This window comes from Roseobacter sp. HKCCA0434 (assembly GCF_032464675.1).
GTDB lineage: Bacteria > Pseudomonadota > Alphaproteobacteria > Rhodobacterales > Rhodobacteraceae > Pontivivens.
This window is the reverse complement of the sequence record NZ_JAWDKL010000010.1, coordinates 56,750-77,943: the sequence shown is the minus strand read 5'-3', so window position 1 is coordinate 77,943 and position 21,194 is coordinate 56,750. Positions and strand designations below refer to the sequence as shown.

Below are 21,194 nucleotides of genomic sequence, written 5' to 3'. Positions count from 1 at the left end.
GCGTCAGGTGTTGAACAGGAAGTGCAGCACGTCGCCGTCGGCGACGGTATAGGCCTTGCCCTCGGCGCGCATCTTGCCCGCCTCCTTTGCCTTCTGCTCGGAGCCCGCCGCGATGAAGTCGTCATAGGCGATGGTTTCCGCACGAATGAAGCCACGCTCGAAATCGCCGTGGATCACGCCCGCCGCCTGCGGGGCCTTGGTCCCCTCGCGGATGGTCCAGGCGCGCGCTTCCTTGGGCCCGACGGTGAAGTAGGTCTGCAGGTTCAGGAGCTGGTAGCCCGCACGGATCAGCCGGTCGAGGCCCGCTTCCTCCAGCCCCATGTCCGACAGGAACTCGTCACGCTCCGCATCGTCGAGCTGGGCGACCTCCTCCTCGATCGCGGCGGAGATCACGACCGAGACCGCGCCCTGCTGCGCCGCCATCTCGGCGACCTTGGCGGAGTGGGCATTGCCCTCGGCGGCGTTCTCCTCCTCGACATTGCAGACATAGAGCACGGGCTTGGCGCTGAGCAGTTGCAGCATGGCCCAGGACTTCGTCTCGTCATCGGCCACCTCGACGGTGCGCGCGGGGCGGCCCTCGTCGAGCGCGGCCTTCGCGCGCTGCAACAGCGCCTCCTGCTCCTTGGCCTCCTTGTCGCCGCCGCGCACCTTGCGCTGCAGGTTCACGAGGCGCTTCTCGATGCTTTCGAGATCGGCGAGCATCAACTCGGTCTCGATCACCTCCGCATCCGCCAGCGGGTCGACACGGCCGTCCACATGGGTCACGTCGTCATCCTCGAAGCAGCGCAGGACGTGGGCGATGGCATCGGTCTCGCGGATATTGGCGAGGAACTGGTTGCCCAGGCCCTCCCCCTTGCTCGCGCCCTTCACCAGACCCGCGATGTCGACGAAGGTCAGCCGCGCGGGGATCACAGATTTCGACTGTGCGAGACCGGCGAGTTTTTGCAGCCGCGCGTCGGGAACCGAGACCTCGCCGACATTCGGCTCGATCGTGCAGAACGGGAAGTTCGCCGCCTGCGCCGCCGCCGTGCGCGTCAGCGCGTTGAACAGCGTGGACTTGCCCACATTCGGCAATCCGACGATCCCGCACTTGAATCCCATGACGATGCTCCCGGCTCGAAAAGACGGGATCACTAGAGGCGACGGGCCGTTCGGGTCAAGGGCGTGCGCCTTCTTCTTCGGTCAAATATCCCCGCCGGAGGCTTCGGCGCTGGCAACGGGTGCCGGACGGACCATATCGAGCGACATGACACGCCTCGCGCTCCTTCTGGTGCTTGCCCTGTCCGCCTGCGGGACGCCCGCCTGGCGCGACGCGGCGATTCCGGTCCGGCCCGCGATGGGATTCGAGCTCGACCGCTACCTGGGCGAGTGGTACGAGATCGCCCGCTTTCCCAATCGGTTCGAGGAGGGCTGCACCGACGTCACCGCCGCCTACGACCTGAACGAGGACGGCACCGTCGCCGTCACCAACAGCTGCCCCAACCGCGACGAGATGGCCGAGGGCACGGCGGAGACGACGGACGATCCCGCCGTGCTGCGCGTCAGCTTCGCGCCCGGCTGGGTGCCCTTCGCCACGGCGGATTACATCGTGATCTGGGTCGATCAGGGCTACCAGACGGCGGTGGTCGCCTCGCCCGAGGCGGGGCTGGGCTGGATCCTCGCCCGCGACCGGCAGCCCGACGCCGCCCGGCTGGAGGAGGCGCGCGACGTGCTGCGCGCCAATGGCTACGACCCGTCGGCGCTGATCGAGCCGGTGCAGGTAACGGGGCTCTGACACAGGGCCTCCGATCCCCCCTTTCCTTCCCCGCGCGGCGGGTTCAATCTCGTCTCCGGAAGAGGAGACCCCGATGGCCCCGAAGGACAATCACCTGCCCACGGCAGAGATGCAGGCGCTCGACGCCGCCCACCACATCCACCCGTTCTCCGACAGCGCCGGGATGCGCAAGCGCGGCGCGCGCGTCATCACCGAGGCCGAGGGCGTCTGGCTGACCGACAGCGACGGCAAGCGCATCCTCGACGGCATGGCGGGGCTGTGGTGCGTCAATATCGGTTACGGGCGTGAGGAACTGGCGGACGTGGCCGCACGCCAGATGCGCCAGCTGCCCTATTACAACACCTTCTTCATGACGAGCCATCCGCCCGCCGTGAAGCTGAGCGCAAAGCTCGCCGAGCTGGCGCCGGGCGATCTGAACCGGGTGTTCTATTCCGGCTCCGGCTCCGAGGCGAACGACACCAACATCCGGCTGGTGCGCCATTACTGGCAGCTGATGGGCAAACCGAACAAGCGTACGATCATCGCGCGGCGCAACGGCTATCACGGCTCCACCATGGGGGCGGCGAGCCTCGGCGGCATGGCGGCAATGCACGCGCAGGGCGGGCTGCCGATCCCCGACATCGTGCATATCGACCCTCCGCACTGGTACGCGGAGGGCGGCGACATGTCGCCCGAGGAGTTCGGGCGCGTGCGCGCGGCCCAGCTCGACCAGATGATCGACCGACTGGGCGAAGGCAACGTCGCCGCCTTCATCGCCGAGCCGGTGCAGGGGGCGGGCGGTGTCGTCATCCCGCCCGACAGCTACTGGCCCGAGATCGGCCGCATCTGCCGCGAGCGCGACATCCTGCTGATCGCGGACGAGGTGATCTGCGGCTTCGGGCGCACCGGCAGCTGGTTCGGCTCCCAGACCTACGACATCGATCCCGACATCATGACGATCGCCAAGGGCCTCAGCTCCGGCTACCAGCCGATCGGCGGCTCGATCATCCGCGAGAGCGTGGCGCAGGTCATCGAGGACGGCGGCGATTTCAACCACGGATACACCTATTCCTCGCACCCCGTCGCAGCGGCGGTGGCGCTGGAGAATATCCGCATCCTCGACGAGGAGGGCATCGTCGACCGCGTCGCCACCCATATCGGCCCCTACCTCAAGGAGCGCTGGCTGAAGCTCGGCGATCACCCGATGGTGGGCGAGGCGCGCATGGTCGGCTTGATGGGCGCGCTGGAGCTGTCGCCCGACAAGTCGGCGCGCGCGCCCTTCGCTTCGCCCGGCGCGGTGGGCCTCATCACGCGGGAGCGCTGCTTCGCCAACGGGCTGGTGATGCGACATGTCGGCGACAAGATGATCATCTGCCCCCCGCTCATCATCTCCGAGTCCGAGGTCGATACGCTGATCGAACTGGCGTGGCAGTGCCTCGACGAGGCGATGGCGCAGGCGAAGGCCGAAGGGGTCTTCACCGCGTGAACCTGCTCTACGCCAACGACCTGCCGGGGCGCCATGCCGACAGCTGGTACGCGGCGAGCGCCCCCCTGCCCGCCCCGCGCCCCGCGCTGGAGGACGAGGTGCGGGCAGAGGTCTGCGTGGTCGGCGGCGGCTATACGGGCCTCAGCGCGGCGCTGCACCTGGCCGAAGCGGGGCGCGACGTCGTGCTGCTCGACGCGCACCGGGTCGGCTGGGGCGCGTCTGGCCGCAATGGCGGGCAGGTCGGCTCGGGCCAGCGTGTCGACCAGCAGGATCTGGAGGCGAAGCTGGGCGCGGAGACGGCGCGCGAGCTGTGGCGCATCGGCGAGGATGCGAAAGCCTTGGTCAAGGAACGGATCGCGCGGCACGGGATGGCGTGCGATTTCCGGCCCGGCATCCTCTACACCGATCACCGGCGGCAGGCCTCCGCCGGGATGCGCGACTACGCGCGGCACATGACGCAGGTCTACGACCACCCCGTCCACTACCTGACCCGCGACGAGACGCGCGCGGAACTCGGCACCGACGCCTACCACTGCGCGGTGCTGGACGAGAGCGCGGGCCACCTGCATCCGCTCAAATATGCGCTGGGGCTGGCGGCGGCGGCGAAGGACGCGGGGGTGCGCATCTACGAGAACACCCGCGTCGCCGGGATCGAGGGGACGGAGGTGCGCACCGTACATGGAAGGGTGCGCGCCGAGCACGTGATCCTGGCCTGCAACGGCTATCTGGGCGATCTCGCGCCGCAGGTCGCGCGGCATGTCATGCCGATCAACAACTACATCGTTGCGACCGAGCCCTTGGGCGAGGACGGCGCGCGGGCGATCATCGCGAACGATCGCGCGGTGGCGGATGCGAAATTCGTGGTGAACTATTTCCGCCTCAGCGCCGATCACCGGCTGCTGTTCGGCGGGGGCGAGAGCTATTCCTACCGCTTCCCCGATGACATCGCGGCCAAGGCGCGCGGACCGATGGTCGAGATCTTCCCGCAGCTGGCCGATGCCCGGATCGACTACGCCTGGGGCGGAACGCTGGCGATCACCCTGTCGCGCCTGCCCTATCTGCGGCGGCTGGGGCCGGGCGTGCTGTCGGCCTCGGGCTATTCGGGGCACGGGGTGGCGCTGGCGACGCTGGCAGGTGCCTTGATGGCCGAGTCGGTGATGGGCGACAGCCCGCGCTTCGACGCGATGGCGCGGCTGGCGCATCGGGCATTTCCAGGCCCGCGCCGCTGGCGCACGCCGTTGCTGGCGCTCGCGATGAGCTGGTACGCGTTGCGCGACCGGATGTGAGCGGGGCACGCTCCGGATTCGAATATTTGGGCCAATCCGAAGGCTTGACCGGGCGGCCCCGCGACGGCTGGATGGCGTGCAGGAGGACCGCCCGATGATCGCGTTCGAGCGACTGGATCCAACCCGCGACGAGGCCCGCGCCATCGACCTGTTCGCGCGCGCCGCCGACTATGTGCGGCTGGAGACGGGGGCCGACGATACCGAAGGCTATGCCCGCGAGATGCTGGTGGAGGCACCGCCGGGGGCGGAGATTTTTAACTACGGGTTGGCGCGCCGCGACGGCAAGCTGGCGGGCTTCGCCGGATCGGTGCGCGGCTATCCCGGCCCGCGCGACTGGTACATGGGCCTGCTGGTGCTCGACCCGGCCGAACGGGGATCGGGGCTGGGCACCACGGCCTTCACCTTCATCCGCGAGCTGGCGCGCAGCCACGACGCACCCGCCATGCGGATCGCCGTGCTCGACGCCAACCCGGCGGGGCGGCGGTTCTGGGAGCGGCAGGGCTTCGTGCTTGAGCGCAGCGTGCCGGGCGACCCGGAGGGGGACGGTCACTTGCGGCACGTGTTGAAGCTGGATCTGGAGGGAGCATGAGACTCGACGGCAAGACGGCGATCGTGACGGGCGGCGGCTCGGGCTTCGGCGCGGGGATCGCCCGCCGCTTCGTCGAGGAGGGCGCGCGGGTCGTCGTGGCCGATATCAACGCCGAGGCGGCCCGACAGGTCGCGGACGAGATCGGCGGCGACCCGGTGCAGGTCGACGTCGGTGCGGCGGACAGCGTCGCGCGGCTGGCGGCGGAGGCCAAGGCGATCTTCGGCTTGGCCGACATCCTGGTGAACAATGCGGGCATCACCCACCTGCCGAAGCCCATGGAGGAGGTGACGGAGGAGGAGTTCGACCGCGTGCTCACCGTCAACGCCAAGTCGGTCTATCTGACCGCCCGTGCCTTCGTGCCCGCGATGAAGGCGCGCGGCAGCGGGATCATCCTCAACATCGCCTCGACCGCCGGGGTCAGCCCGCGCCCGAACCTCAACTGGTACAATGCCTCCAAAGGCTGGATGATCACCGCGACCAAGGCGATGGCGGTGGAACTCGCCCCGCATGGCGTCCGCGTCAACGCGCTCAACCCCGTGGCGGGGGAGACGCCGCTGCTCGCCAGCTTCATGGGGGAGGACACGCCCGAGATGCGGGCGAAGTTCCTCGCCACGATCCCGCTCGGCCGGTTCTCGACGCCGCGCGACCTCGGCGCGGCGGCGGCGTTCCTGTGCTCGGACGATGCCGACATGATCACGGGCGTCGCGATGGAGGTGGATGGCGGGCGCTGTATCTGAGCTCAGCGACCGAAACTGCCGGGCATGGGCGGGCGCGTGCGGCGCTGCCCGACCCGCGACAGGATCTGCCCCGCCCCGCGATCCAGCATCCGGCCGAGCGGATTTTCCCGCAGGCGGGCCTTTGCCTTCTCGATCTGCATGACGTTGCCGATCCGCCGGTCGAGGAAGGCGCGGGTGGCCGCGTGCCCCTCGGACGTATCACCCAGCCAGTAGAGCACGGTGGAGGAATAGACCCCCGACAGCGTCGCCCGCTTGGTGTACCAGTTGTGATCGGTCGAGCGGTCGCCGAGCCCGGTCCAGATCACGTCCGCCGTGTGCCAGATCGCCTGGGCGCCATCGCCCGCATGCATCGGCAGGGCGAAGAGCGCAGCCCCACGGCGCACGGCCTCCTTCTCCGCCGCGACCAGTTGCAGACGGTGCCAGACGCTTTGCGTGATGCGCGCGGTCATGCCCCCTTGCGGCCCGTCCGGCCCCGCGATCCAGTCGGCGAGTTGCCGGTCGCCGCGATAGTGGAAGGCGAGCGCCAGATCGACAGGCCCGCGCGGAAACAGGCTGGCGGCGAGCGCGGGATCGACCCCCGAATCGGCCACCGCCCGGCGCAGCGTCTCGCCCGACCAGCCGTCGAACGGCACGTGGACCAGCGCCGCGTCCAGCACCGCGTCGCGCGCTTCGTCGTGGCGTTCACTCATGTTTTCGACCATCGAGACCTCCGATCCGCCATCCCTTCAGGGTGGACACGTAAGCATTTGCCGCTTATGTAGCACCTTCCTGCGACCAATCGAAATTCTGACCTGAAAGGTGGTGACTACAAGTGCAGGTACAGGTTCGCGACAACAACGTCGATCAGGCTCTCCGTGCCCTGAAGAAGAAGCTTCAGCGCGAAGGCGTGTTCCGGGAAATGAAACTCCGGCAACATTACGAGAAGCCCTCCGTCAAGCGTGCCCGCGAGAAGGCCGAGGCCGTCCGCCGCGCGCGCAAGCTGGCCCGTAAAAAGGCCCAGCGCGAAGGTCTGCTCTGATCGAGCGGATGCGACCGGCCGGCGTCACCCGGCTGTTGTCATTCAGGCCCCCGCCCCTCACGGTGCGGGGGTTTTCTTTTGCGGAGGGATCATGGGCACGGACGGATACCGGATCTACGCCATCGGCGACGTCCACGGGATGCTGGACGCGCTGCGCGAGGTCCACGCATGGATCGCCCGCGACCGGGCGGAGCATCCGGGGCGCGAGGTGCGCATCGTGCACATGGGCGACTACACCGATCGGGGACCGGACTCGCGCGGGGTGATCGACTGGCTCATGTCGCATGACGGGCCCGAGGTGGTGAACCTCAAGGGCAATCACGACCGGATGTTCCGCAACTATGTCGCGACCGGCGCGCAGGATGCGCGGCTCTACCGGCACAAGGGGTATCACTGGCTGCATCCGAGGCTGGGCGGGAAGGAGACGCTGGCGAGCTATGGCGTGAAGGTGCCCTCGCAGGATATCGACCTCGCCGATGAGCTGAGCCTACACGAGGCCGCGCGCGACGCCGTGCCGCAGGCGCATCTCGACTTCATCGACGGGCTGCGGCTGTCGTGGACCTGCGGCGACTACCATTTCGTCCACGCCGGCGTGGACGTGACTCGCCCGCTCGACGAGCAGGACGAGGACGACCTGTTGTGGATGCGCGAAGGCTGGATCGACTGGGACGGCGACCTGCCGCGCACGGTCGTGCACGGGCATACGGTGGTCGAGGTCGCCGAACGCTATCGCCGCCGCATCGCCATCGACACCGGCTCGGTGTTCGGCGGGGCGCTCACCTGCCTGGTGCTCGACGGGGACGAGGTCGGCACGCTGACCGGGCACAATGTCCGGCCGCTGCCCGTCCGGTCCTGATCAGGTGCGGAAGATCGCGAGGAAGATCAGCACGATGATGCAGAAGATCGCGAGGCGGATCGAGAAGGTGATGAAGCCCGCGAAGGTCTTCTCCTGCTCGGTGGTGTCCATCGAGCCGTGCTCGTGATGATGGTCGGCCATGATGCGCTCCCTCAGAATCTTTCGCCTGTCTTACAGCATCGGCATGGCTGCGCAAGTCACCCGGCGGTCTTCTCCAGCTCCTGCCCCAGGCGGAACCCGATGCGCCGGGCCGGGCTCTTCTGCCGGGGTGCAGCCGTCAGCATGACGTTGAGCTGGCTGACATGCTGGACCAGTTGCCGTTTCCCGCCGCCCGCATCGGTGCCGTAGAAGGTCACGATGTCGGGCGCGAAATAGCCGATGCCCTGGATGGTCAGCACGCCGCTTTCCGAGCCGACGAAGCCCATGCCGACCTCGTGCTCGCCGTCGAGGCTCTCCTCGAACTGTTGGATGTAGTGAATCAGCCGCTCATAGGCCCATTGCGCCGGGTTCTTTCCCTTGGCGCCGCCCATCTTCTGCGCCTGTTCCGCGTTCTCGGCGGTCGGCAGATCCTCGATATGCACCCCGCGCGCCAGGACCGCGTTCTCCGCGATCTCGGCGCTGGTGTTCACTTCGTCGTCCATAGCCATGCCCCGTCCTCCCCCAGCTCGCGCGTGACCAGACCTTCATGCCAGACATGGTTGAGATGGGCCACCGTCTCGGCCAGCGCGAGGCCGTAGGTCGCATCGTCGATGCGCCGCTTGAACAGCAGCGGGAAGCATTCGGGCGCGCGGCGGGGCTGGCGCAGGAAGTCGAGCAGGCGCGGCAGGGCCGCCTCGTGGTTCTCGATCAGCTGGCGCAGGCGTGCGGGAACACCGTGGAAGGGCCGCTTGTGCCCCGGCAGCGCGAAATGGTCGTCGGTGGCGAGCGTGGCGAGGCGCGTGCAGCTCTCGATCCATTCGGCCAGCGGGTCGGCCTCTGGCTCGGTCGGGTACACCCCTATATTGGAGGAGATGCCGGGAATGATCTGGTCGCCCGCCAGGATCAGGTCGCCCGACCACAGCGTCGCGTGCTCGGGCGCGTGGCCGTTGCCGACATGCACCTCCCAGTCCCGCCCGCCGAGGCGGATGCGGTCGCCCTGCGCGATCCGGGTGAAGCCGACCGGGATCGGATGCACCCCGTCGGCGAAGTTGAAGGGCCGCTCGGCCCGCCGCTTTTCCAGCCTCTCGGCGTCCATGCCCGCGCGGCGGTAGAAGGCCAGCGCCTCGGGCGTCGTCCGCTCCTGCACGTCGAGCGTCAGCATCCGCGCGAACAGCCACGCCGTGCGCGTCGTGATGAGCTCGCCCCCCCTGGCCTGGAACCAGCCGACGAGGCCGCAATGGTCCGGGTGGTGATGGGTCAGCAGCACCCGACGCACCGGCTTGCCTGCCAGCGGGCCGGAGAGCAGCGCCTCCCACAATGCGCGGGCCTTGGGCGTGTCGATGCCGGTATCGACCACCGTCCAGCCGTCCCCTTCGTCGAGGATATAGACGTTGACGTGGTCGAGCACCATCGGCAGCGGGATGCGGGCCCAGAGGATCCCCTCCGCCACCTCGATCACCTCGCCCGGCGCGGGCGGCTCGGCATGGGGGAAGCGGATCAGCGCCGCGCCGTCATCCGGCATCGGTCACCTCCGCCGCCGTCCGCTGCGCCAGGGTCTGCGCGAGGTCCTCGAATGCCTCCTCCGATGTCAGGGCGCTGCGCGGGATGCCGATCTTGCGACCGCCGCCATGCACCTCGAGGATGCGCGAGCCGCGGAACGCGAACCGCTCCAGCCGCTCGACCTCGCCATAGCCGATCCGCACGATGCGCCCGCCGAACGCGGTGGAGGGCGCAGCGATCCCGTCCGCATCGAGGATGACCTCTACCGCCCCCGCATGCATCCGCCGGTTCATGTGCCAGATCACGCCGACCGACACCGCGATCCCGATGGCGAAGGCCGCCAGCGGCAGCGCGCGCCCCGACAGCCCGAAGGTCGCGGGATCCAGCGCCACCAGCCCCAGCAGGATGACCACCGACACGGCGGTGCACAGCGCCACCAACAGCGGGCCGAAGGCGAGATAGGTGTAGCGGCGCGTCTCCATGTCGGTCCTTTCCGGTCGGGTCCGGACCCGGCTTACGACGCCAGCGCCTCCGCATCCAGTGCGTAGAGCGGCCCCGCCCCTTCGGTGACGGCGGCACACAGCGCCCCGGCCTGCGGCATCAGCTGGCGGATATGGAACCGGGCGAGCGCCAGGCGATCCTCGCCTCCGGCCATCGCCGCGCGCAGCAGGTAATGCCCGCCCAGCACCAGCGCGAAGGCCCGCAGGAACGGCACCGAGCCTGCGAAACGGTCGTTCGGCTCCGCCTTCACCAGCCAGTCGAGCGTTGCGGAGAGCGTCTCGCCCGCGTCCTGCAGCGCGTCGGCCAGGTCGGAATGCGCCTCCTGCGCCTCCTTGGCCGTCGCCTCGATCTCGCCCAGCAGGCCCTCGGCGGCCGCACCGCCATCCATCAGCTTGCGACCCACGAGGTCCATCGCCTGGATGCCGTTCGTGCCCTCGTAGATCCGCGTGACCCGCACGTCGCGGGCATATTGCGCCGCGCCAGTTTCCTCGACGAAGCCCATGCCGCCATGCACCTGGATGCCCAGATCCGCGACCTCCGAGCCGACATCGGTGCCGAACGCCTTGGCGATCGGGGTCAGGAACGCGCCGCGTGCCTTCCATTTCGCCGCCTTGTCGCCGTCCGTCGCCCGCGCCATGTCGAGGCTGAAGGCCGTGTCGAGGCAGATCGAGCGCGCCGCATGGGTCAGCGCCTTCATCTGCATCAGCATCCGCCGCACGTCCGCATGGTCGAGGATCGTGCCGGTGTCGCCTGCGAGGCTCTTGCCTTGCTTGCGGTCGAGCGCATAGGCCAGCGCCTTCTGATAGGCCCCTTCCGCGATGCCGAGTCCCTGCACGCCGACGCCGAGGCGGGCGTTGTTCATCATGGTGAACATCGCCGCCATGCCGCCATGCTCGGGCCCGACCATCCAGCCGGTCGCCTCCTCGAACTCCATCACGGCGGTGGGGGAGCCATGGAGACCGAGCTTATGCTCCAGGCTGATCGGCTTCAGCGTGTTCGCCACGCCGGGGTTGCCGTTCTCGTCGGGGATGAATTTCGGGACGAGGAACAGGCTGATGCCCTTGGTCCCCGCCACCCCGTCGGGCAGGCGCGCCAGAACGAGGTGGCAGATATTCTCGGCCACGTCGTGATCGCCCCAGGAGATGTAGATCTTCTGCCCCGTCACCTTGTAGGTGCCGTCGCCCTGCGGCTCGGCCTTGGTGCGCAGCGCGCCGACATCGGATCCCGCCTGCGGCTCGGTCAGGTTCATCGTGCCGGTCCACTCGCCCGAGGTCAGCTTCGGCAGGTACAGCGCCTTCAGCTCGTCGCTCGCGTGATGCTCCAGCGCCTCGATCTGGCCCTGGGTCATCAGCGGATTGAGCGCGAGGCTGAGGCAGGCGGAGTTCATCATCTCGCCCACCGCCGTCGTCAGCGTCATCGGCAGGCCCATGCCGCCGAATTCGGGATCGGCGTTCATGCCGACCCAGCCGCCCTCGGCGATGGCCTGGTAGGCTTCCGCGAAACCGGGGGAGGCGCGCACGACGCCGTTCTCCAGCCGTGCGGGCGTCAGGTCGCCGTTGCGGTTGACGGGGGCCAGCACCTCGGCCGCCAGCTTGCCCGCCTCGGTCAGGATCGCCTCGGAGGTGTCGGCGGTCGCGTCGGCGAACAGCTCGGTCTCAGCCAGCCGGTCGGCGCCGATCACCTTGTCGAGCGTGAATTGCATGTCGCGGATCGGAGGTGCATAGGTCATGGCGCGGCTCTCATCAGGGGTGTGTTGGCAGGGACGCTATGCAAACTGGACCGGACGGACAAGAAAGACGCAGCGACATGGGGGCGCACGCAACTTTGCGTCTGGCGGCGGATGCGGGCGGGATCGCGGAGGCGGCGCGCCTGCTGCGTGACGGGCGCATCGTCGCCTTCCCGACCGAAACGGTCTACGGCCTGGGCGCGGATGCAACCGATGGCCGCTCGGTGGCGAAGGTCTATGCCGCGAAGGGGCGACCCTCCTTCAACCCGCTGATCGCCCATGTCGCCGATGCGGGGATGGCCGGGGGTCTGGTGGAGATGACCGACGCCGCGCTTCGGCTGGCGGAGGCGTTCTGGCCCGGCCCGCTGACGCTGGTTCTGCCCCGACGCGGCGCGGTCTCCGACCTCGTAACCGCCGGTCTCGACACGCTGGCCGTGCGGGTGCCTGCGCAACCTGTAGCCCGCGCCCTGCTTTCCGCTGTAGGCAGGCCGGTCGCGGCTCCCAGCGCCAATCCCTCCGGCCGGATCAGCCCGACCGAGGCCGCCCACGTGCTCGACGGCCTCGATGGACGAATCGACGCGGTTCTCGACGGCGGGCCCTGCACGGTCGGGGTGGAAAGCACCATCCTCGGTTGGAAGGATGGCGTGCCGGTGCTGCTGCGCCCCGGCGGCCTGCCGGTGGAGCGGATCGAGGAAGTTCTGGGTCAGCGTGTCGCGCATCGCAGCGGCGAGGCGATCAACGCGCCCGGCCAGCTCTCCTCCCATTACGCGCCCGAGGCGGCCCTGCGCCTGAACGCCGACGCGCCCGAACCGGAGGAGACTTGGCTACGCTTCGGCGACGGCGCGTCCGACTGGTCGCTGTCGCCCACCGGCGACCTGGAAGAAGCCGCCGCGCGCCTGTTCGGCCTGCTGCGCCGCGCGGATGCCGCCGGACGCCCCATCGCCGTCGCCCCGATCCCGACACACGGGCTGGGAGCGGCAATCAACGACCGCCTCGCCCGCGCCGCCGCACCCAGACCGTAGCGCCGGACGCCTGCGGCGGGCGCGTATTTGGTGGAAGATGAAGGTTCAGCCCTCCACCTCCGCCTCGGCCTCCAGCGTCAGGGTGGAGGGCGCGGGCTTGCGCAGATCCTCGATGCTCAAGGGCTCCTTCGGGCGGGCGAGACGGTTGTCGGTGATCCAGTGCAGCCGCGTCTCTGCCCGCGTGATCGCCACGTAGGCCAGCCGCTTCCACAGTGGGACGCCAGCCTCCTCGCGCCCCATGCGCGCGGCGATGGCGAGGTCGGGAGCGAAGACCTGGACCTCGGCCCATTGCGAGCCCTGCGCCTTGTGGATCGTGCAGGCGGCCCCGTGCACGAAGGCCGCCCCCATGCGCGCGGCGGACGGGATGAACGGTTCCTCCTCGTCCGGCTTCTCGATCTTGATGATCGTGGCCGCGTTCACCTGCGGCTCCTCCGCGCCCATGACGTAGAGGCGGGAGAAGCCCGGCTTGCGCCCCTCGCCCATAAAGACGCATTGCGCGCCCTTGATGAGGCCCCGCGCCTCCAGATCGATGCGTTTCTTGCGATGCTTGAGCGGCAGCTCCACCCCGTCGCAGATCAGCGGCTCCCCTTCCATCAGCGCGAATTCCGGCGCGTCGTAGGCGCGGCGGAACGCGGTGATCAGGCGGATGCGCGTGGCGTTGCGCCAGACCAGCACGGGGGAGCGGGCCATCAGCCCCGCATCGACGCGGGGCGACAGCACCACGCGGTCGTCCCGCTCCGCCGCCTCGGCCACGGCGCGGGTGAAGTCGTGATAGCTGATTCCGGGGTCGCCCAGCGCGTGGGCGAGGTCGAGGATCGGGTTGTCCGCCTCCTGCCGGTGCACGCGGCTCAGCTCCCGCCGGCGGCTTTCAGGCAGCGCGTCGAAGACCATGCTGCCCGACTGCCCTACCGGGGCGAGCTGCGCCGGATCGCCGAACAGCACCAGCGTCGAGAAGATCTCCTTCAGATCGTCGAGCTGCCGGTCGTCGAGCATCGAGCTTTCGTCGACGAAGCCGATGTCGAGCGGATCGTCCCGCCGCTTCCACCCGGTGATGAAGTCCGAGCCGCGCAGCCCCGCCGCCGCCAGCGCGCCCGGAACGCTCGCCTGCTGGGCATAGAAGGCGGCGGCGCGATCGAGCGCCTCCTCCGTCAGCCCCTCGATGGTCGGGCGGTCGCCGTCGCCGGCCAGCCATTCGGCAATCTTCTCGTATTCGGGATCATAGACGGGCGTGTAGATGATGCGGTGGATGGTGGTCGCGGGCACGCCGCGATTGCGCAGCACGCTCGCCGCCTTGTTGGTGGGCGCGAGGATCGCGAGCGTCCGCTTGCTCGATTTCTTCCGGCTCTCCCAATCGCCCGAGATCGTCTCGACCCCCATCTCGCGCAGGGCGCGGACGAGATCGGCGAGCAGCAGCGTCTTGCCCGATCCGGCCTTGCCCAGCACGGCGAGAATCGCGGTCTTGCCGCCTTCGGCCGCCGGGGTCGTGGTGCCCTCCACCATGTCCACACCCGCCCCGGACAGCAGTTCGGAGATCGCATCCCAGGCCTCTGCCTGATCGTCGGAATAGGTGATCGCGCTCATGGCGCGACCCTAGCCGCCGCCGCCGGGGGCGACCAGCGCGAAACCGCCCCTCAGACCGCGCGCGCGACGAAGCCGCCGGGATGCCGATCCACCAGCCCGGCCAGTTCCATGTCGAGCAGAAGTCCCAGGACCTGCGGCGGCGGCACGCGCAGGGTGCGGATCAGATCGTCCTCCGCCACCGGAGCGGGCGAGATCAGGTCCAGCAGGCGCGTGCGCAGATCGTCGGGCATGGGCTGCTCCGCCAAGGGCGGGACCGGCGGCGCGCAGGCGGCTTCGGCGAAGGCATCCTGCCGGATCGGGGGCGACAGCGCCTCCGCCACGTCATCGGCGTCGCGCACCAGCGTCGCCCCCTCGCGGATCAGACGGTTGCACCCCGCCGCCCGCGCGTCGAGCGGATGGCCCGGCACGGCCATCACCTCCCGCCCCTGGTCGAGCGCCATGCGTGCCGTGATCAGCGAGCCGGAGCGCTCCGCCGCCTCCACCAGCAGGACCGCGCGCGACAGCCCTGCGATGATCCGGTTGCGCTTGGGGAAGTGCCGCGCGGCGGGTTGCAGGCCGGGCGGCGCCTCGGTCAGCAAGGCGCCCCGCTCGACGATCGCATGGGCGAGGTCGCTGTTCTGGGCCGGGTAGATCGTGTCGATCCCGCCCGCCATCACAGCGATGGTGCCGGTGTCGAGCGTGGCGGCATGGACCTCGGTATCGATGCCGCGGGCGAGGCCGGACACGGTGACATAGCCCAGCGCCCCCAGGCCCTGCGCCAGCCGCGTCGCCATCCGACGCCCCAGTGCCGAGGAATTGCGCGCCCCCACGATGCCGACGGCGTCCCGATCGGGACCGGGCAGCCGACCGCGCATCCACAGGATGACCGGCGCATCGCCGAGTTCGCCCAGCGCCGAAGGATAGCCCGGCTGACCCAGAAGCAGCAGCTCCGCCCCGGCCTGCGCGCCGTGGTCGATCTCCGCACACACCCGGTCCATATCGACGGGGCGGTATCCGCGCAGACCGCCGCGCGCGGCATGTTCGGGCAGGCGTTCGAGCGCCCGGACCGGGTCGCCATAGGTCGCGACCAGCCTGCGGAACGTCACCGTGCCCACGCGCGGACTGCGGGCCAGCGCCAGCTGCGCCAGCCGCGTCTCCGCCGATGGCGGGGCGATCGCGGGTTCGTCGAATGCGGGCACGCGCGCTCCTCCTCACCGTACCGTCCCGCGATTCGGTTAAGGAAGGCTTAAGCGGACTTGCCGATCTTCGGCTCCGTCCCGCGCAGCAGGCGCGAGATGTTGTCGCGATGCTTGAAGAAGATCAGCCCCAGCAGCAGCGTGCCCAGCCAGATCGTCGGCTCCGCCCCCGTCACGGTCAGCCAGATCGGCGTCGACAGGGCCGCCACCAATGCGGCCAGCGACGAGAAGCGGAAGACGACCGCGGTGATGATCCAGGTCAGGCAGGTCAGGATGCCCGCGGGCCAGTAGAGCGCGAGCACGATCCCGAGGAAGGTCGCCACGCCTTTCCCGCCTTTTAGCCTCAGGTAGATCGGATAGAGATGACCCAGGAACGCGCCCGCCGCCGCGATCTGCCCGGCGAGGATCCCGAAATTCGCGATGGCGATCAGTACGACCGCGGCGCCCTTCCCACCGTCGAGCAGCAGCGTCAGCGCAGCTGCGGCCTTCGATCCGGTGCGCAGGACGTTGGTCGTGCCTATGTTGCCCGACCCGATCTTACGCACGTCGCCCAGGCCCATCGCCTTGGTGATCACGAGGCCGAAGGGGATCGAGCCCACCAGGTAGGCCACGACGAACACCGCCAGCAGCCACGGCCAGGCCGAGGCGATGGCGGCATATTCGGGCAACCAGGCTCTCATGACGTTCCTTCCCCGTGCACGCGGCGGCCGCGCACCCAGGTCGCCACGACCCGGCCCTGCATCCGCCTGAGGTCATAGGGCGTGTTCTTGGACTTGGATGCAAGCGTCTCCCGGTTGAGGACGTAAGGCCTGTCGGGGTCGAACAGGATCAGGTCGGCGGGCGCGCCGGAACTCAGCCGACCGCAGCGCAGGCCCAGCAGCCGTGCGGGGTTGAGCGCCAGCTTGGCAAAGAGCATCGGCAGGTTGAGATAGCCCGCGTGCACGAGTTGCAGCGCCGCGTGCAGCAGGGTCTCCAGCGCGACCGCGCCGCTCGCCGCTTCCTCGTATGGCAGGCGTTTCGATTCCTCGTCCTGCGGGGTGTGCATCGAGGAGATGAGGTCGATCTCCCCATCCACCAGCGCGCCGATCAGGGCAAGACGGTCGGCTTCGGAGCGCAGCGGTGGCTTCACCTTGAAGAAGGTGCGGTAGTCGGCGACATCGAGCTCGTTCAGCGTCAGATGGTGAACCGAGGTGCCCGCGGTCACGGGCAGCCCGGTTTCGCGCGCACGACGCAAGGCCGGTAACGCGGCTTGCGTCGTGATCTGATCGGCATGCCAGCGCACGCCGGTCGCCTCGACGAGTGCGAGGTCACGCTCCAGCCCCATCCGTTCGGCCAGGGGGGAGACCGCGGGCAGGCCCAGCTGCGAGGCGTATTGTCCGGAGGTCATGCAGGCCCCCGCGCTCAGCACCGGCTCCTGCGGGTGGCCGATCACCAGTGCGCCGAGCCCGGCGGCATAGGTCATCGCACGGCTCAGCACCTTGGTGTCCGAGACGACCGCGTCGCAATCGGTGAAGGCGACGGCGCCCGCGTCGCCGAGGAAGCCGATCTCGGTCATCTCGCGGCCCGCGCGGCCCTTGGTCAGCGCGGCCATGGGCAGCATTCGGACGATGCAGTCATCCTCGGCCCGCTCGATCTGGAAGCGGACCATCTCGGGCGTGTCGATGACGGGGTCGGTGTCGGGGCGCGTGACCATAGTGGTCACGCCTCCGCGCGCGGCGGCCCGTCCGGCGGAGGCGAAGCTCTCCTTGTGCCGCTCGCCCGGTTCGCAGACCTTCACGCCGATATCGACGATGCCGGGTGCGAGGCAGAGGCCGCCCCCGTCCACCGTCTCGACACCGGTTTCGCGCGCGAAACCAGACACTTGCTCGGAATTCCGCAAGACTTCCTTAATCATTCCATCGGCAACAAGGACGGCCCCGCGCTTATCGGTCCCGGCCTCCGGATCGATGAGGCGAACGTCGTGGATCAGGATCATCTCGCCTGCCTTTCCTGCTGCGCCTCGCCGATCGCTGCGAGCGCGGCCACGATCTCCTCCTCGGACAGCATGTCGAGGCGCAGCCCATCGACCGCGGCTTTCCTCTTGTTCTTGGTGTTCGTCGACATGTCCGAGCGGCGGGGCGGTTTCGGCCCGATGAGGATCTGGTCCACGAGGCGCACCACCTTGGTCGATGGGGTCAGGGGATAGCGGTCGACCTTGGGGAAGGAGCCCATGCGCTGCTCGATCACGAACCGGTCGGTGACGGCGTAGATCGTATTCTGGCGACAATAGCGGTCCCAGAAATGGATGCCGATCATCATCCAGAGACCCATCGCGACGAAGGGCAGTCCGAACAGGCTGAAGAGAAGAGGTGCGTTGCCGTAGATCGCCAGCGACATCCACAGGATCGAGAAACCGGCAAAGAACGTCGAGAAGAGGAGACCCGGCAGACCGCCCGTCGGCTTGAGCGACCAGCGGTCGGACGGACGGGCCTGCCATAGCAGGCGTTCGGAGGGCGCGATCACGCCGCGCCATAGATCGCGGTCCTCATCGAGCAGGTTCGGGTCGGGAGACGGATCCACGATGGGCGCGCCGTCATCCTCCGCCCCGCGCAGCAGGACGAGCCGCGACAGGACTCCATCCGGGTCGTCGAGCCGCGACAGCCTGACACCGTCGCGTCGGCCGACATCTCCGCCGATCTTCGCCCTCATGAAATCGCCGACCGGATGGTGCGGGCGCGGGTTGTGACCGATCAGCACATCGTCGCCTTCGCGCCTGATCGGGGTTTCCGGCCCAAAGGAGCAGGCCTCCAGCCGCCCACCCCAACTGCGGTTCGACACGATTGCGCGCCGGTCGGTGACGGCGAAGCGGGTCCGGGGGCTCTCGATGAAATCGAGAAGCGGGGGGAGGCCGAACCAGGCGAAGCCCGCTGCCAATCCCGTCAGGATCCCGACCTGGGGCAAGCCGACCAGCGCGGCCATGATCACGGCGCCGAAGAGACCGCCGAGCACCTTGGTCGCCAGAACGATCTCGGACGGGGTGATGCCGCCGGTCGGCGCACCTTCCCACTGGATCGCCTCGCCTTCGCGAAGCTGCCCGAGCCAGAGAGGCGTCGCGTCGAACCGGGCGGCGAGCGGGTCTACCGGCTCCCCCGCCCGAGGATGTCTGGCCTTCGGTGGGGGCGGTGTCACTACGTCTGGCGCGCGCTGCGAAACCTCTTCTATCACCCACGGGTTCAGATCCGAAAGCGGCTCCATTGTCCGCGCGGACAGGTCCGATTCCGACGGCAACGGCTCGGTGATCGGTGCCTCTACAGGGGGCACGGCGGGCGGTTCGACAACCGGGGGAGGTGCGAGCCCCGCATCGTTTGCGATGGGCTGAGACGCCCGGCTCGCCTCCTCGACCGGCGCTGCAATTGGCGGTGCGGTAGTTTTCGCAGGCGGGGCCGGTCGGCGATCACGCACGACCGGCGGTTCCGGCGTCTTCGCCACGGTCGGCGTGGGTGAAGCCGTGCGAGGTGGCCGTGAGGCGGCAGGCTTCGGTGGCGCCTTCTGGTTCGGTGGCACCGTGGGCCGCAATGGTTGCGGCGCGGGTTTCGGCCGCCCGCCCTTCGGTCCGAACTTGCGGCTGATCGCGTGGCCGCCGGGAATGCGGGGTTTGTCGCTCATCCCCGCGCCTCCGCCAGCAGCTCGAGCACGGCCATGCGCACGGCGACTCCCATCTCTACCTGCTCCTGGATCACGGAGCGGTTGATGTCGTCCGCGATCTCTCCGTCGATCTCCACCCCGCGGTTCATCGGGCCGGGATGCATGACGATGGCGTCGGGTTTCGCGTGCTCGAGCTTGGCCGCGTCGAGTCCGAAACGATGGAAATACTCCCGCTCGGACGGGATGAAGCCACCATCCATGCGTTCGCGTTGCAGGCGCAGCATCATCACGACGTCGGCGTCGCGCAGGCCCTCGGCCATGTCGTCCGTCACCTCGACGCCGAAGCGGTCGATGCCTGCGGGCATCAGGGTGCGCGGGCCGACGAGGCGGATGCGGTTCTCCATCTTGCCCAGCAGCATGATGTTCGAGCGCGCCACGCGGCTGTGCGCGATGTCGCCGCAGATGGCGATGGTCAGGCGCTGCAACCGGCCCTTGCGGCGGCGGATGGTCAGCGCATCGAGCAGGGCCTGCGTAGGGTGCTCGTGCCGCCCGTCGCCTGCGTTGACCACGGCGCAGTTGACCTTTTGCGCCAGAAGCGCGACCGCGCCGGAATTGGGGTGGCGTACGACCAGCAGGTCGGGGTGCATGGCGTTGAGCGTCAGGGCGGTGTCGATCAGCGTCTCGCCCTTTTTGATGCTGGAGGCCTGCATCGCCATGTTCATCACGTCCGCGCCCAGACGCTTGCCCGCGATCTCGAAGCTCGCCTGCGTGCGGGTCGAGTTCTCGAAGAACATGTTGATCTGGGTGAGCCCGGCCAGCCGGTCGGAGCGGGCCGCCGGGCCGTCCTGCGTGGTGGCGTAGCCGTCGGCGCGGTCGAGGATCGTGCGGATGTCGTCGGGCGTCAGAGCCTCGATTCCCAGAAGATGCCGGTGTGAGAACATTGCCGCCCCGCCTTGCTGCGCCCCGGTTATGGCAGGGGGTGTGCGCGCTCGCAAGCGCGGGGCGCGGGGGGATTTTCGCCCGTTCGGGCGGGGCGATGGGTGAGCCTGTCCACATCCGTAAGATTTTCACGATATCGCTCGCCTTCAGGTTGTGCCTCGCGCTGGCGCGGGGCTATCGTGGGGCGCAGGATCAGAGGCGAGGTCTCGGCAAGAAGGCCTGTCTGAACAACGACTCGAACGGGAGGAACGGGAATGCGGTGGTATTCGATCGGTCTGGTGCTGGCGCTGGGGGCGGCGGGAGGGGCCGCCGCACAATGCGATCCGGGGGAGGAGCGTATCCGCTTCAGCCACGTGACGGCGGAGACGGGACATCCCAAGGGCGAGGCGGCGCTGCTGCTTGCCCAGCGCATCAACGAGGACCTCGACGGGCGCGCCTGCATGGAGGTCTATCCACGCTCCAGCCTGTTCAACGACGACGACGTATTGCCCGCCATGTTGCGCGGCGAGGTGGAGATGGCGGCGCCGTCCCTCTCGAAGTTCGGGGCCTATACCAGCCAGCTGCAGGTCTTCGACCTGCCCTTCCTGTTCGAGGACATCCTCGCGGTGGAGGAATTCCAGTATTCGCCCGAGGGCGCGGCGCTGAAGCTGTCGATGGAGGGCGAAGGCCTGATCGGGCTGGAATTCTGGCACAACGGCATGAAGCAGTTCTCGGCCAACCGCCCGTTGCAGATGCCGGGCGATGCGGAGGGGCTGGTGTTCCGCATCCAACCCTCCGCCGTGCTCGACGCGCAGATGCAGGCGCTGGGGGCCGAAGGCGTGCCGATGCCGTTCAGCGCGGTCTACGACGCGCTGGAGGCGGGCGAGGTCGACGCGCAGGAGAACACCTGGTCCAATATCTACACGCAATCCTTCCACACGGTGCAGGACGGCGTGACCGAGAGCAATCACGGGATCATCGACTATCTGGTCGTGACGTCCGCCGACTGGTGGAACGGGCTCGACGCGGGCCTGCGCGACGACATCGCGCAGATCCTGCTGGAGGTGACGCATGAGCGGAACCGCTTCGCCTTCGAGCTGGGCGAGCTCAACAAGATCCGGGTGCGCCAGGACGGCAGCACCATCCGCGCGCTGAGCGAGGAGGAACGTGCCGCCTGGGTCGCGGCACTCGCGCCCGTGTGGGACCAGTTCCGCGGCGAGATCGGGGACGATCTGATCGCGGCGGCGGAGCGTGCCGAGGGGGGCATCTGACGCGCGGGCTTCC

General features: G+C 69.0%; 22 protein-coding genes. 9 read left to right on the top strand and 13 right to left on the bottom strand.

Translation table 11 applies throughout. The features are described 5' to 3' along the window. Positions 1-3 precede the first annotated feature (3 nt). Complete coding sequence (ychF, locus tag RX333_RS08210) at positions 4-1,101, bottom strand: redox-regulated ATPase YchF (RefSeq protein ID WP_316014443.1); 1,098 nt, start codon at positions 1,099-1,101, stop codon at positions 4-6. A 145-nt stretch (positions 1,102-1,246) separates the two neighbouring features. On the opposite strand from ychF, the gene RX333_RS08205 reads away from it, so the two are divergent. From RX333_RS08205 to RX333_RS08185, 5 genes are all read left to right on the top strand, one after another. After that, on the top strand, positions 1,247-1,774 hold the full coding sequence (locus tag RX333_RS08205) for a lipocalin family protein (protein ID WP_316014442.1): 528 nt from the start codon (positions 1,247-1,249) through the stop codon (positions 1,772-1,774). A gap of 73 nt (positions 1,775-1,847) precedes the next feature. After that, on the top strand, positions 1,848-3,239 hold the full coding sequence (locus RX333_RS08200) for an aspartate aminotransferase family protein (protein ID WP_316014441.1): 1,392 nt from the start codon (positions 1,848-1,850) through the stop codon (positions 3,237-3,239). Then, complete coding sequence (locus tag RX333_RS08195; RefSeq protein WP_316014440.1) at positions 3,236-4,525, top strand: FAD-binding oxidoreductase; 1,290 nt, start codon at positions 3,236-3,238, stop codon at positions 4,523-4,525. The genes RX333_RS08200 and RX333_RS08195 overlap by 4 nt, the downstream gene beginning before the upstream one ends. A gap of 94 nt (positions 4,526-4,619) precedes the next feature. Next, positions 4,620-5,114, top strand: a complete 495-nt coding sequence (locus RX333_RS08190) for a GNAT family N-acetyltransferase (RefSeq protein ID WP_316014439.1) — start codon at positions 4,620-4,622, stop codon at positions 5,112-5,114. Beyond that, positions 5,111-5,851, top strand: coding sequence for a glucose 1-dehydrogenase (locus tag RX333_RS08185; protein WP_316014438.1), 741 nt, complete (start codon positions 5,111-5,113; stop codon positions 5,849-5,851). The genes RX333_RS08190 and RX333_RS08185 overlap by 4 nt, the downstream gene beginning before the upstream one ends. 2 nt (positions 5,852-5,853) lie before the next feature. On the opposite strand, the gene RX333_RS08180 is transcribed toward RX333_RS08185, so the two are convergent. Further along, on the bottom strand, positions 5,854-6,540 hold the full coding sequence (locus RX333_RS08180; RefSeq protein ID WP_316014437.1) for a COQ9 family protein: 687 nt from the start codon (positions 6,538-6,540) through the stop codon (positions 5,854-5,856). 122 nt (positions 6,541-6,662) lie between these two features. Here RX333_RS08180 and rpsU point away from each other — a divergent pair, with 122 nt between their 5' ends. Together rpsU and RX333_RS08170 are read left to right on the top strand one after the other, a co-directional pair. Continuing rightward, entirely contained in the window at positions 6,663-6,869 is a 207-nt protein-coding gene (gene rpsU / locus RX333_RS08175) for a 30S ribosomal protein S21 (protein ID WP_196105016.1), read from the top strand. A 91-nt stretch (positions 6,870-6,960) separates the two neighbouring features. Further along, entirely contained in the window at positions 6,961-7,725 is a 765-nt protein-coding gene (locus tag RX333_RS08170; RefSeq protein WP_316014436.1) for a metallophosphoesterase, read from the top strand. On the opposite strand, the gene RX333_RS08165 is transcribed toward RX333_RS08170, so the two are convergent. The 5 genes from RX333_RS08165 to RX333_RS08145 are packed head-to-tail and all read right to left on the bottom strand — an operon-like array spanning position 7,726 to position 11,593. Then, positions 7,726-7,866, bottom strand: a complete 141-nt coding sequence (locus tag RX333_RS08165) for an aa3-type cytochrome c oxidase subunit IV (protein WP_316014435.1) — start codon at positions 7,864-7,866, stop codon at positions 7,726-7,728. Between the two features lie 56 nt (positions 7,867-7,922). Further along, entirely contained in the window at positions 7,923-8,366 is a 444-nt protein-coding gene (locus RX333_RS08160; protein WP_316014474.1) for a DUF6173 family protein, read from the bottom strand. Beyond that, complete coding sequence (locus RX333_RS08155; protein WP_316014434.1) at positions 8,351-9,385, bottom strand: MBL fold metallo-hydrolase; 1,035 nt, start codon at positions 9,383-9,385, stop codon at positions 8,351-8,353. The genes RX333_RS08160 and RX333_RS08155 overlap by 16 nt, the downstream gene beginning before the upstream one ends. After that, positions 9,375-9,845: a hypothetical protein gene (locus RX333_RS08150; RefSeq protein WP_316014433.1), complete on the bottom strand. Its 471-nt coding sequence runs from the start codon at positions 9,843-9,845 to the stop codon at positions 9,375-9,377. The genes RX333_RS08155 and RX333_RS08150 overlap by 11 nt, the downstream gene beginning before the upstream one ends. Positions 9,846-9,877: 32 nt before the next feature. Continuing rightward, a complete protein-coding gene (locus RX333_RS08145) occupies positions 9,878-11,593 on the bottom strand; it encodes an acyl-CoA dehydrogenase (protein ID WP_316014432.1) in 1,716 nt (571 codons plus the stop codon). Between the two features lie 77 nt (positions 11,594-11,670). Here RX333_RS08145 and RX333_RS08140 point away from each other — a divergent pair, with 77 nt between their 5' ends. Beyond that, a complete protein-coding gene (locus tag RX333_RS08140) occupies positions 11,671-12,612 on the top strand; it encodes an L-threonylcarbamoyladenylate synthase (protein WP_316014431.1) in 942 nt (313 codons plus the stop codon). Positions 12,613-12,657: 45 nt separating this feature from the next. Here RX333_RS08140 and RX333_RS08135 read toward each other — a convergent pair whose 3' ends face one another. The 6 genes from RX333_RS08135 to RX333_RS08110 form a co-directional block, all read right to left on the bottom strand. Further along, on the bottom strand, positions 12,658-14,193 hold the full coding sequence (locus RX333_RS08135) for an ATP-dependent RecD-like DNA helicase (RefSeq protein ID WP_316014430.1): 1,536 nt from the start codon (positions 14,191-14,193) through the stop codon (positions 12,658-12,660). 50 nt (positions 14,194-14,243) lie between these two features. After that, positions 14,244-15,371 carry a DNA-processing protein DprA gene (gene dprA / locus RX333_RS08130; RefSeq protein WP_316014429.1) on the bottom strand — a complete coding sequence of 376 codons (1,128 nt, stop codon included), beginning with the start codon at positions 15,369-15,371 and terminating at the stop codon, positions 14,244-14,246. A gap of 47 nt (positions 15,372-15,418) precedes the next feature. Further along, positions 15,419-16,048: a glycerol-3-phosphate 1-O-acyltransferase PlsY gene (plsY, locus tag RX333_RS08125; protein WP_316014428.1), complete on the bottom strand. Its 630-nt coding sequence runs from the start codon at positions 16,046-16,048 to the stop codon at positions 15,419-15,421. Next, entirely contained in the window at positions 16,045-17,343 is a 1,299-nt protein-coding gene (gene pyrC / locus RX333_RS08120) for a dihydroorotase (RefSeq protein WP_316014427.1), read from the bottom strand. Before pyrC ends, plsY begins: the two co-directional genes overlap by 4 nt. Beyond that, positions 17,340-18,602 carry a hypothetical protein gene (locus RX333_RS08115; protein ID WP_316014426.1) on the bottom strand — a complete coding sequence of 421 codons (1,263 nt, stop codon included), beginning with the start codon at positions 18,600-18,602 and terminating at the stop codon, positions 17,340-17,342. The genes pyrC and RX333_RS08115 overlap by 4 nt, the downstream gene beginning before the upstream one ends. Before the next feature lie 407 nt (positions 18,603-19,009). Further along, complete coding sequence (locus RX333_RS08110) at positions 19,010-19,933, bottom strand: aspartate carbamoyltransferase catalytic subunit (protein WP_316014425.1); 924 nt, start codon at positions 19,931-19,933, stop codon at positions 19,010-19,012. Between the two features lie 252 nt (positions 19,934-20,185). Between RX333_RS08110 and RX333_RS08105 the strand changes: the two genes are divergently transcribed. Next, positions 20,186-21,181 (top strand): DctP family TRAP transporter solute-binding subunit, encoded by a 996-nt coding sequence (locus RX333_RS08105; RefSeq protein WP_316014424.1) that lies wholly within the window; start codon positions 20,186-20,188, stop codon positions 21,179-21,181. Positions 21,182-21,194: the final 13 nt, after the last annotated feature.

What these genes read in the sequence shown, in the direction of transcription:
- RX333_RS08165 (WP_316014435.1), bottom strand. Translation starts at nt 7,866, where the DNA reads ATGGCCGACCATCATCACGAGCACGGCTCGATGGACACCACCGAGCAG.
- RX333_RS08135 (WP_316014430.1), bottom strand. Translation starts at nt 14,193, where the DNA reads ATGAGCGCGATCACCTATTCCGACGATCAGGCAGAGGCCTGGGATGCG.
- RX333_RS08140 (WP_316014431.1), top strand. Translation starts at nt 11,671, where the DNA reads ATGGGGGCGCACGCAACTTTGCGTCTGGCGGCGGATGCGGGCGGGATC.
- RX333_RS08105 (WP_316014424.1), top strand. Translation starts at nt 20,186, where the DNA reads ATGCGGTGGTATTCGATCGGTCTGGTGCTGGCGCTGGGGGCGGCGGGA.
- pyrC (WP_316014427.1), bottom strand. Translation starts at nt 17,343, where the DNA reads ATGATCCTGATCCACGACGTTCGCCTCATCGATCCGGAGGCCGGGACC.
- plsY (WP_316014428.1), bottom strand. Translation starts at nt 16,048, where the DNA reads ATGAGAGCCTGGTTGCCCGAATATGCCGCCATCGCCTCGGCCTGGCCG.
- RX333_RS08150 (WP_316014433.1), bottom strand. Translation starts at nt 9,845, where the DNA reads ATGGAGACGCGCCGCTACACCTATCTCGCCTTCGGCCCGCTGTTGGTG.
- RX333_RS08205 (WP_316014442.1), top strand. Translation starts at nt 1,247, where the DNA reads ATGACACGCCTCGCGCTCCTTCTGGTGCTTGCCCTGTCCGCCTGCGGG.
- RX333_RS08190 (WP_316014439.1), top strand. Translation starts at nt 4,620, where the DNA reads ATGATCGCGTTCGAGCGACTGGATCCAACCCGCGACGAGGCCCGCGCC.
- RX333_RS08110 (WP_316014425.1), bottom strand. Translation starts at nt 19,933, where the DNA reads ATGTTCTCACACCGGCATCTTCTGGGAATCGAGGCTCTGACGCCCGAC.
- RX333_RS08115 (WP_316014426.1), bottom strand. Translation starts at nt 18,602, where the DNA reads ATGGAGCCGCTTTCGGATCTGAACCCGTGGGTGATAGAAGAGGTTTCG.
- RX333_RS08200 (WP_316014441.1), top strand. Translation starts at nt 1,848, where the DNA reads ATGGCCCCGAAGGACAATCACCTGCCCACGGCAGAGATGCAGGCGCTC.
- ychF (WP_316014443.1), bottom strand. Translation starts at nt 1,101, where the DNA reads ATGGGATTCAAGTGCGGGATCGTCGGATTGCCGAATGTGGGCAAGTCC.
- RX333_RS08155 (WP_316014434.1), bottom strand. Translation starts at nt 9,385, where the DNA reads ATGCCGGATGACGGCGCGGCGCTGATCCGCTTCCCCCATGCCGAGCCG.
- RX333_RS08160 (WP_316014474.1), bottom strand. Translation starts at nt 8,366, where the DNA reads ATGGACGACGAAGTGAACACCAGCGCCGAGATCGCGGAGAACGCGGTC.
- RX333_RS08185 (WP_316014438.1), top strand. Translation starts at nt 5,111, where the DNA reads ATGAGACTCGACGGCAAGACGGCGATCGTGACGGGCGGCGGCTCGGGC.
- RX333_RS08145 (WP_316014432.1), bottom strand. Translation starts at nt 11,593, where the DNA reads ATGACCTATGCACCTCCGATCCGCGACATGCAATTCACGCTCGACAAG.
- RX333_RS08180 (WP_316014437.1), bottom strand. Translation starts at nt 6,540, where the DNA reads ATGAGTGAACGCCACGACGAAGCGCGCGACGCGGTGCTGGACGCGGCG.
- RX333_RS08170 (WP_316014436.1), top strand. Translation starts at nt 6,961, where the DNA reads ATGGGCACGGACGGATACCGGATCTACGCCATCGGCGACGTCCACGGG.